The sequence below is a fragment of the uncultured Anaerobiospirillum sp. genome, assembly GCF_902485895.1.
Lineage (GTDB): Bacteria > Pseudomonadota > Gammaproteobacteria > Enterobacterales > Succinivibrionaceae > Anaerobiospirillum > Anaerobiospirillum succiniciproducens.
The window spans coordinates 1-9,395 of the sequence record NZ_CABTML010000043.1 but is presented as its reverse complement, the minus strand read 5'-3'; the positions used below and the strand labels follow the sequence as shown (position 1 = coordinate 9,395).

Sequence of the window (9,395 nt, the reverse complement as noted above, 5' to 3'; positions counted from 1 at the left end):
GAGCGGGAAACGAGGTTCGAACTCGCGACCCTAACCATGGCAAGGTTATGCTCTACCAACTGAGCTATTCCCGCATAGAGTGTAAAGTAATTCATTAAACTTTGGAGCGGGAAACGAGGTTCGAACTCGCGACCCTAACCATGGCAAGGTTATGCTCTACCAACTGAGCTATTCCCGCATAAAGATAATGAATTTTAATGGAGCGGGAAACGAGGTTCGAACTCGCGACCCTAACCATGGCAAGGTTATGCTCTACCAACTGAGCTATTCCCGCTCTCCATGGCCCGCCATTATAAGGAGTTTTTTAACCATTGCAAGCCCCCTTTCAAAAAAATTTTACATTCAGTGCATAAAAAGTACCGCATTTTGTTAATAAATGGCATTTTTATGCGACTTTTGCAATGTTAAACTTTTTTGAAAGTTTGGTTCAAAACCTATCACTCACCGCACTTTTCATGGCGATCGCACCATCAAAATCACTCAAAATTAGCAAAACTTAATCAAAGTCCTAACTGAATTTAATCTTCAACCTACTTTAGAAAGCTGCAAAACTGACAAAGTGCACCCACCACCATTAAATTCAGTAACCCTATCTCAACTTTTATATGCCATCCCATAACTAAAGAGGAGCATAGCTGTAGTGTGGCTTCAGCATATCTGCAGCGGAGCTGTTGTTAAACACCTAAACCTTCTAAACACATCTGCAGTCTTATTAACAGCTAGCATTCATATAAAAGCAAGGAACAGCAGCGCAATACAAGAAAATCCATCTGACCATACCCAAGGTATTAGCTAGTCCCTGCTATAAGATCAGAGCAATTTCATCTTTCACATAGATAAGCTAGAACAGCTACTACCTTGGTAACTTTTGCAATGCAGCTTATGCAGACATGTGAATGTAGCGTTTTTGTACCTTAGCTTAGTATGAGATGCCTATCTTATTCCTATGCTTTGGGGCATATAATCATTGCACAAGAGGGCAAATTCCTATACCTTGTTTGCTCCTACAAATTGATTAATTATGTGGCTTAAGACGTGCAAATTAATCTTGTCCCCTACTCAAACATAAAGATGAGTACGTTTACAGATTTCCATTTGCCACTTAAGAACATTTTGAGGAACTTACATGTTCGGTCTAATCTTAAAGGTCTTTGAGTACCTTACCCCACTTTCTACTTTAACCTTTCTTTCATCTAAGCTTACCGATGCAAAGATGGGTGGCTTTACTCAATGGCTCATTAAAAAGTTTGTTACTACTTATAAGATCAATCTTGAAGAATGCGCTAATCCTGATTTAAAGAGCTACGAAACCTTTAACGAATTCTTTATCCGTAAACTTAAAGAAGATGCACGCCCTATCGCCTCTGAAAGTGAGTGCAAAGCAGTATCTCCTGTAGATGGTACTGTTGGGCAAGCAGCTACTATTAAGTCTGGCCGTCTCATCCAAGCTAAGGGCATTGACTACTCTTTACGTGCCTTAGTTGGTGGACTTAAAGAAGATAGTGACTTATTTGAAAACGGTATGTTCTGCTGTACCTACCTTTCACCAGCTAACTACCACCGTATTCATATGCCAGTAGATGGCAAGCTCTTACGTACCATTCATATTCCAGGTCGTCACTTCCCTGTTGGTCGTCGCAACGTCTCTTATATGGATGATCTTTTTACCAAGAACGAGCGCTTGGTATGTATCTTTGAAACCGAATTAGGCCCAATGGCTGTCATCATGGTTGGTGCTGCAATGGTTGGTTCTATTGGCACTGTATGGGATGGTACCGTAGTCCGTCGCAGCGGTATTGAGGTCAAGAACTACGCTGATAAGGATCTCAGATACAAGCGTGGTGATGAGATCGGACACTTCAAGTTCGGATCTACCGTTATTACTTTATGGCCAGTACAAGGCGGCGATCTTCACTCATCAATCACCTCAGGTGCCGTTGTGAAGATGGGTCAGCCTATGATCGCTAATACAGCTCTCGCAAATAGCTAATTTAGCTTCCTTACATGTAAGTTTCCCAAGATCTCAGCTAAGAGATCTTGGGCATTGCCAAGCTCCATTGTGCTACATCCCCCGCCAAGATCCATTCTGCTATATTCCCCGCCAAGATCCATTCTGCTACATCCTTCATCCCCTTTCTACCTTAAGATCTCACCCCCATACTAGCGTTTAAGATCGCCACCTTGAAATGAGCTACCCCAATACAAGATCACTCCTGCTTTGAAGATCAGTAGGCTAAGAATGCAGCTGTATTTTTAGATCGCCAATAGGCTCAAGATCACTGTTTCTTTAGATCACCACCGATTAAGATCGTGACCACTGTTAACTCAGCATACTTTTATTAGATCAATACACTTACAAAAGTGAAAGTCTTATTGGTAACTCATTACTTCACGCCATGTAAGCATTGCTTAATCAATCCTAATAAGTAAGCACACATGCAAGGCTTGGAGAGACTAACAATTTATGGCATGGGCCATTGCATTAGATCAACACAAATTTCGGATTTAAAGATCACCATGATTTAGAGGTTGTATAAAAAGCTACTAAAGTCGTCTTATGAGCTTTAATTTTGTAGCTTTAATTGTTCTTATTCAATCATTTGATTGTACTTAAGCACTTGCAATTACTCTGGTGCGCGTCTGTCACGCAAAAATTTGTATAGCAACATCGCATTTTTGGGATCCAAGTTCTCAAGCGCTAAACTATTCAGGTTAGAATACCTAGATTCATTTGGACTTAAGATAACCGAAGCTACTTGCTAAGGCACATAGCTTCCCTTATCAGGCTTAATGAGTTATGCAGTTGAAGACATCGATCAAAACTGCAGCTTACTAGGAGCCTTGCTGCAACTGACAAATTATTTGTTGAGTTGATAGCAAAACTCTCAAGTGCAAATCCTGACTTTTCAGCGGTTGTTCCTTTAGTAAAGCAGTGTTGCTACGAGCAACCATATGCTTACAAACACATTAGATTGCTGTAGTTAAGAACTCCTTAACTTAAACTAATGTGACGCTTGTATGTTAGTAACCGATTTTGTCTTGCTCTAAGCTCTAGAACTCAAAGGGTTAAACAACTTGATGTGGCCCGTTGTTATAATCGATAAGCTTTAGATCATTGACACCCAAATCAGGACTACGCCGAAAGGTCTGGACTTGCAAATCTGATGATTAAGAGACACAACTTAGTTATCATTTTACTGACTCGTGTAAACAGTTTTTTGCCTCTACAAGAGGTAAAAAAATGACCTCGGTTGCATATCTAGAATCTGGTTCATTATGTGTATCCATTTTCGTGATCGTACTTAGGTTTTACGCGAGAAAATATGTATCCTCTTGTGATATATTAATCACGATTTTTGCTGTTTGCCGGGTGGTTTATCGCGGTGCGATAACACACTCAAGGCTTAGGAGATACACGTGGAAAAAATTCAAGCTGACGTTGCAATCGTCGGTGCTGGTGGTACTGGCTTACGTGCAGCTATCGCAGTTGCTCAAGCAGATCCAAAGCTTCGCGTTGCACTTATTTCAAAGGTTTACCCAATGCGTAGCCACACTGTGGCTGCAGAAGGTGGTGCAGCTGGTGTAGTTCGTGATGATGACTCTTTCCAGAAGCACTTTGAGGACACCGTTGCTGGCGGTGACTGGCTGTGCGAGCAGGACGTAGTTGAATACTTCGTTCGTCACACCACTGAAGAGCTGTTCCAGTTAGAGCACTGGGGCTGCCCATGGTCACGTAAGGATGACGGCGACGTTAACGTACGTCGTTTCGGCGGTATGAAGGTACCACGCACTTGGTTCGCCGCTGATAAGTCCGGCTTCCACATGCTCCATACCTTATTCCAGACCTCCGTTCAGTTCCCATCAATCGAGCGTTTTGACGAGCACTTCGTTTTAGACTTACTCGTTGAAGATGGTGAGTGCCGTGGTGTTGTAACTTATGATCTGCAGAACGGTGTATTCCGTCAGATCAATGCTAAGTCTGTAATTATCGCTACTGGCGGTGCAGGCCGTGCTTACATCTTCAACACCGATGGTGGCATCGTAACTGGCGACGGTATCTCCTTAGCTTACCGTCACGGTGTACCTATCCGTGATATGGAATTCGTTCAGTACCACCCAACCGGCCTTCTTGGCTGCGGTATCTTAATGACCGAAGGTTGCCGTGGTGAGGGCGGTGTTCTGTACAACAAGGACGGCTACCGTTACCTCCAGGACTACGGTCTTGGCCCAGAGACCCCAGTTGGTCAGCCAAAGAACAAGTACATGGAATTAGGTCCACGTGACCGTGTTTCCCAGGCTTTCTGGCAGGAATCACGTAAGGGCCGCACCATTAAGTATCCTTTAGGTGAGGCAGTTCACTTAGACCTGACCCACTTAGGTGAGAAGTACTTACACGAGCGTCTCCCAATGATTTGCGAACTGGCTATGACCTACTCAGGTGTAGACCCAGTTAAGCAGCCTATTCCAATTCGCCCAGTAGTTCACTACACCATGGGTGGTATTGAGACTGATGGCAACACCGCTACCCGTATGCCAGGCTTATACGCTGCCGGTGAGTGTGCTTCCGTTGGTATCCACGGTGCAAACCGCTTAGGTTCCAACTCTCTCGTTGAGACCGTTGTATTCGGTAAGCTCTCTGGTGACGTTGCTGCACAGCGCGCACACGAGGTTAAGGCTCACGACTCTAAGGAGCTCGACCGTCAGGCTGAAGCTGCTATGGCTCGTGCATTATCCTTATTCGATGTTCAGGGCAATGAGTCACAGTACAAGATCCGTACTGAGATGGGCGAGAGCATGGAAAAGGGCGTTGGTATTTACCGTGAGCAGGAGACCATGCAGGAGACTATCGATGTCCTGAAGGGTCTGCGCAAGCGTCTGCCTAACGTTCGCTTAACCGATCGTAGCCGCGTATTCAACACCGAGTGGATGAACTTAATTGAGCTTGGTTACACCTTAGACTGTGCTGAGACCATGGTTCACTCTGCTATCAACCGTAAAGAGTCTCGTGGTTCCCACCAGCGCTTAGACGGTCCAGATGGTGCATACAAAGAGCGTGACGACAAGAACTTCCTCAAGCACACTCTTGCTATCTACAACAAGGAAACTGGTCTGCCAGATATTTCCTACAGCGATGTTAAGATCACCACCTTCCAGCCTGCTAAGCGTGTATACGGCGCTGAAGCTGAAGCTGCAGAAGCTGCAAAGGCAAAGAAAGAGCAGGAGGCTAAGTAATAATGTCACCACAGCAAAAGACTATGAAGGTTACCGTCCTCCGCTACCGTCCGGAGCATGACGAGAAGCCATGGGAGCAGTCCTTCGACGTTCCTTACATCCACGAGACTTCAGTTCTCGAGGCTCTGTTCTACATCAAGGATCACTTCGAGCCAAGCCTTTCTTTCCGTTGGTCTTGCCGTATGGCCGTTTGCGGTTCTTGCGGTATGATGGTTAACGGTGTTCCTCACTTAGCATGTAAGACCTTCTTACGTGACTACGAGGGCAAAGAGCTCAAGATCGCTCCACTTGATAACTTCCCAATCGAGCGCGACCTCGTTGTTGACATCTCCGATCTCATTGAGAAGATTGAGCGCATTAAGCCTTACATCATCCCAGCTGAGAAGGACAAGAACAAGCCATTAAACCAGGCTTACAAGCAGACTCCTCAGCAGATGGAAGCTTACCGTCAGTTTGCTCAGTGCATTAACTGCGGTTGCTGCTATGCAGCTTGCCCTCAGTACAAGATTAACAAGGAGTTCATCGGCCCAGCCGCTTTAACCCTGTTATATCGTTACAACATCGACAACCGCGACGGTGGTCAGGCTTATCGCTTACCTTACCTCTCAGCTGAGGAAGGTGTTTGGGGTTGTACCTTCGTTGGTTACTGCTCCGAGGTTTGTCCTAAGCACGTAGATCCAAGCTCTGCAATTCAGCTGGGCAAGAAGATGAGTGCTACCGACTACGTCATCAGAATGTTCAAGCCGGAGTAAAACAATGAGCGATGTAAAGAATTACCGCAAGCCTTACAATCCTAAGTTTGAGGCTACTTGGTGGACAAAGAATCCGTTCTACTTCCGCTACATGCTCCGTGAAGGTACTGCTGCTGCAGCCCTTTTCGGTGCACTTGAGATCATGTTAGGCGTGTTCATGTTCGTACTGTGCGACTTCAGCGGTGAAGTTGCTACTGTTGAATCAGCAGCCCCATGGCTTTGGTATGTTAATTCATTCTTAGCCCACCCACTGGTAATGTTACTTAACGTTGCCGTATTAGGCGCTAGCGTATTCCATGCTGTAACTTGGTTTGCTCTTATGCCTAAGGCTGTTCGTGTATTCATGAACAAGAACACTACTGAGTTAGTACCTGAAACTGCTGTTGTTGGCGCTTTATACGCTGCAATGGGCGGTGCTACTCTTGTTATCTTAATTGCTGCTTTCGCCAGCATGTAATTCGGGAGTAATCATCATGCAAAAGCCAGTACGTTCCGATGAGCCAATTTTCTGGTTATTATTCGGTGCCGGCGGTATGACCGTTGCTATGGTATTACCTGCTGTTTTAGTAATCTTATTAGCAGCTGGTTTATCATCACCAGACTTAACCTCTGGTTTATTAAACTTTGAACAGGCCAAGGCAATCTTCGGCAGCTGGATCGTTGGTCTCATCCTGTTCGTGGTTTTATTCACCATGTTCTTCCACTGCTTCCACCGTTTATACCACTCCCTCCACGATGTTGGTATTCACACCACTAAGTTACACCACTATGTGTTCTACGGTGCAGCATGCTTCTTCTCATTCGGTTCTTTCTTCTTAATCTTAGCTGCTTACGCAAAGCTCTTCTAAGATAAGAACGATTTAATCGTTTGATTTGAAAACAAAAGGCGCTTCCATTTTGGTTGCGCCTTTTGTTTTTGTACCCTTTGCTTGTGTGCTATTTGCTTTTGTGCCTTTTGTATTTGTGCCTATCTAACCCCACCTTTATACCGAAGCATCAGGTAGCAAATGCCAAAGTCTTTCTAGCCCTATCCTCACCTCTTCACTTAGCAATATAAGATCTCTTATTTGCCACAACAGCTCATCATCATTGAACTTCATAGCGCTTCATCAACCGACGCAGTCATGCTTCAAAAGCTGAAGCCCTGTATTCATACGATCACTACAATCTATCTGTAGCAGAAACATGCTGCCTCAAACATAAGCCAAAGCGCATCTACACTTAATTTGCCTCTTGATCTGACTTGTATGTCAGCCTGTACGACAAGTATGCTTACACAGCAATTACCAAAGTGAAACTCAAAATTTGAAGCATTTCTTTTTACATCATTTGGCTTATATATAAGGTTTTGTAACCATATTCCATAAGTAATACTTATGCAAATTTTGCTAAAACACAGATTTTTCCAAATTTCTGTGAGCTATCTTTCAATTATCACCTAAAGTTGGCCTAAGGGCCGTTTTGAGCGCAAGAAAGCGCAAATTTAACGTCTAAGTACTCACAAAGCCCGATGCTTGGCTACTTGGATCCAGGCACATAATACGCAAATAAATCGGCTTTATAGGAATATCAAAGATTTAGTTAACTGACTTTATAAAATACTGTAATAGAAAAAAATTTTTTATCACTTTTGACTGTTCTTAACCTGTTCTTAGCTTTTCCTTTGCTATAATCAGCACCCGAAAATTAGTTGAATTATTTCTTTCTCGTTACGAGGTATTTTAAGTGCTGAAGAAAACTAAGATGGTTTGCACCATCGGTCCAAAGTCCGAAATGCGTGAGGTTCTTGAGTCTTTATTAAACGCTGGTATGAACGTAATGCGTTTAAACTTCTCACACGGTGACTTTGAAGAGCACGGTGGCCGTATTACCAACTTAGAAGCCATCATGAAAGAGACCGGTAAGATCTTTGCCGTTCTGCTCGATACTCGTGGCCCAGAGATCCGTACCTGCAAGTTAGAAAATGGTCAGGACATTCAGCTTGTAACTGGTCAGAAGATCACAATCACTACCGATAGCACTGTTATCGGCAACCGTGAGCGTATCGCTGTTACCTACGAAGACTTAGCACGTGACTTAAACGAAGGTGACATCGTTCTGCTTGATGACGGCTTAATCGCATTAAAGGTCTTAAGCACCACCGATACCGAAGTTTTCTGTGAGGTTATGAACAACGGCACCTTAGGTGAGAAGAAGGGCGTTAACCTTCCAAACACCCACATCTCTATGCCGTTCTTATCTGAGCACGATAAGAGAGACATCCTTTTCGGTATTCAGCGTAACGTTGACTACGTTGCTGCTTCTTTCACCCGTAACCGTCAGGACGTACAGGACATCCGTAACTTCTTAGACGCTAACGGCGGCAGCGAGATCAAGATCATCGCTAAGATCGAGAACCAGGAAGGTATCGATAACTTCGAAGATATCTTAGCTACTGCTGACGGTATCATGGTTGCTCGTGGTGACTTAGGCGTTGAGATTCCTGCTCAGGAAGTTATTTTCCACCAGAAGCACATGATCAAGCGCTGCAACGAGGTTGGCAAGCCAGTTATTACTGCAACCCAGATGCTCGACTCCATGATCAAGAACCCACGTCCTACTCGTGCTGAGGCAGGCGACGTTGCTAACGCTATTCTTGATGGTACCGATGCTGTTATGCTCTCTGGTGAGTCTGCTAAGGGTAAGTATCCTCTCGAGGCTGTTTCAACCATGGCTACTATCTGCCGTCGTTCTGACCGCGAAGTTCAGGCACGTGTTGACTACCGCCACAAGGATCTCAACACTACTGAGGCTGTTTCCTTAGCTGCTGTTGAGGCTACCGAGACTTTAGGTGGTCAGTTAATCGTTGTTGCTACTGAGCACGGCAATGCTCCAAAGGCTCTGCGTAAGTACTTCCCTACTTCCCACATCTTAGCCTTAACTCCACACATGAAGACTGCTCGTCAGCTTTGCTTAGTTCGTGGCGTTATCCCACAGGTTGTTAACCGCATCGAGTCTACCGATGAGTTCTTCGAGCTCGGCAAGAAGATCGCTTTAGAGACCGGTCTGGCTAAGAAGGGTGACACCATCTGCATGGTTAACGGTGCTCTGGTTCCTACCGGTATCACCAACACCTTCTCTGTTCACACTATCTAATTAATAGATAAGAAGAACAATCTTCATGGCTCTAGGCCATGACCATAAAAAAGCCCGCTATGCTTGCACAGCGGGCTTTTTTAATGCCTGAAGATTCAAACAAAGTCTGCAGTCACAACTAACATTAATTACTGCAGCTGCAGCTATCATTAATTACTGTACATGGCATTTATAGTTTATCTAAATAATCACGTATAGAATGTCAAATTATTTATAGTTTGGCATCCTTAGTTATATCATTAGCTAACTCCATTGCTCTATCTATAGTAACGGTAT

At 44.4% G+C, this 9,395-nt stretch carries 6 protein-coding genes and 3 tRNA genes; 6 read left to right on the top strand and 3 right to left on the bottom strand.

From position 1 onward, the window contains the following. Window position 1: 1 nt before the first annotated feature. The 3 genes from RDO37_RS03615 to RDO37_RS03605 all read right to left on the bottom strand — a co-directional run bounded on the left by RDO37_RS03615 (window position 2) and on the right by RDO37_RS03605 (window position 274). Window positions 2-74: transfer RNA gene (locus tag RDO37_RS03615), tRNA-Gly, on the bottom strand. 28 nt (window positions 75-102) lie between these two features. After that, a tRNA-Gly gene (locus tag RDO37_RS03610) sits at window positions 103-178 on the bottom strand. Window positions 179-198: 20 nt separating this feature from the next. Beyond that, window positions 199-274: transfer RNA gene (locus RDO37_RS03605), tRNA-Gly, on the bottom strand. Window positions 275-1,126: 852 nt separating this feature from the next. On the opposite strand from RDO37_RS03605, the gene asd reads away from it, so the two are divergent. The 6 genes from asd to pykF all read left to right on the top strand — a co-directional run bounded on the left by asd (window position 1,127) and on the right by pykF (window position 9,119). Beyond that, window positions 1,127-1,990 carry an archaetidylserine decarboxylase gene (gene asd / locus RDO37_RS03600; RefSeq protein WP_308498140.1) on the top strand — a complete coding sequence of 288 codons (864 nt, stop codon included), beginning with the start codon at window positions 1,127-1,129 and terminating at the stop codon, window positions 1,988-1,990. Window positions 1,991-3,417: 1,427 nt separating this feature from the next. Next, window positions 3,418-5,232, top strand: coding sequence for a fumarate reductase (quinol) flavoprotein subunit (gene frdA / locus RDO37_RS03595; protein ID WP_281709771.1), 1,815 nt, complete (start codon window positions 3,418-3,420; stop codon window positions 5,230-5,232). 2 nt (window positions 5,233-5,234) lie between these two features. Next, window positions 5,235-5,984, top strand: a complete 750-nt coding sequence (locus tag RDO37_RS03590; protein ID WP_044121671.1) for a succinate dehydrogenase/fumarate reductase iron-sulfur subunit — start codon at window positions 5,235-5,237, stop codon at window positions 5,982-5,984. A gap of 4 nt (window positions 5,985-5,988) precedes the next feature. Beyond that, window positions 5,989-6,441, top strand: a complete 453-nt coding sequence (locus RDO37_RS03585; RefSeq protein ID WP_027939666.1) for a hypothetical protein — start codon at window positions 5,989-5,991, stop codon at window positions 6,439-6,441. A 16-nt stretch (window positions 6,442-6,457) separates the two neighbouring features. Next, entirely contained in the window at window positions 6,458-6,832 is a 375-nt protein-coding gene (gene frdD, locus RDO37_RS03580) for a fumarate reductase subunit FrdD (protein ID WP_027939667.1), read from the top strand. Window positions 6,833-7,712: 880 nt separating this feature from the next. Further along, window positions 7,713-9,119, top strand: coding sequence for a pyruvate kinase PykF (pykF, locus tag RDO37_RS03575; protein ID WP_027939668.1), 1,407 nt, complete (start codon window positions 7,713-7,715; stop codon window positions 9,117-9,119). Window positions 9,120-9,395: the final 276 nt, after the last annotated feature.

Bases quoted from the DNA above. Each gene is read 5' to 3' on its own strand.
- RDO37_RS03585 (WP_027939666.1), top strand. From the start codon at position 5,989: ATGAGCGATGTAAAGAATTACCGCAAGCCTTACAATCCTAAGTTTGAG.
- asd (WP_308498140.1), top strand. From the start codon at position 1,127: ATGTTCGGTCTAATCTTAAAGGTCTTTGAGTACCTTACCCCACTTTCT.
- RDO37_RS03590 (WP_044121671.1), top strand. From the start codon at position 5,235: ATGTCACCACAGCAAAAGACTATGAAGGTTACCGTCCTCCGCTACCGT.
- frdD (WP_027939667.1), top strand. From the start codon at position 6,458: ATGCAAAAGCCAGTACGTTCCGATGAGCCAATTTTCTGGTTATTATTC.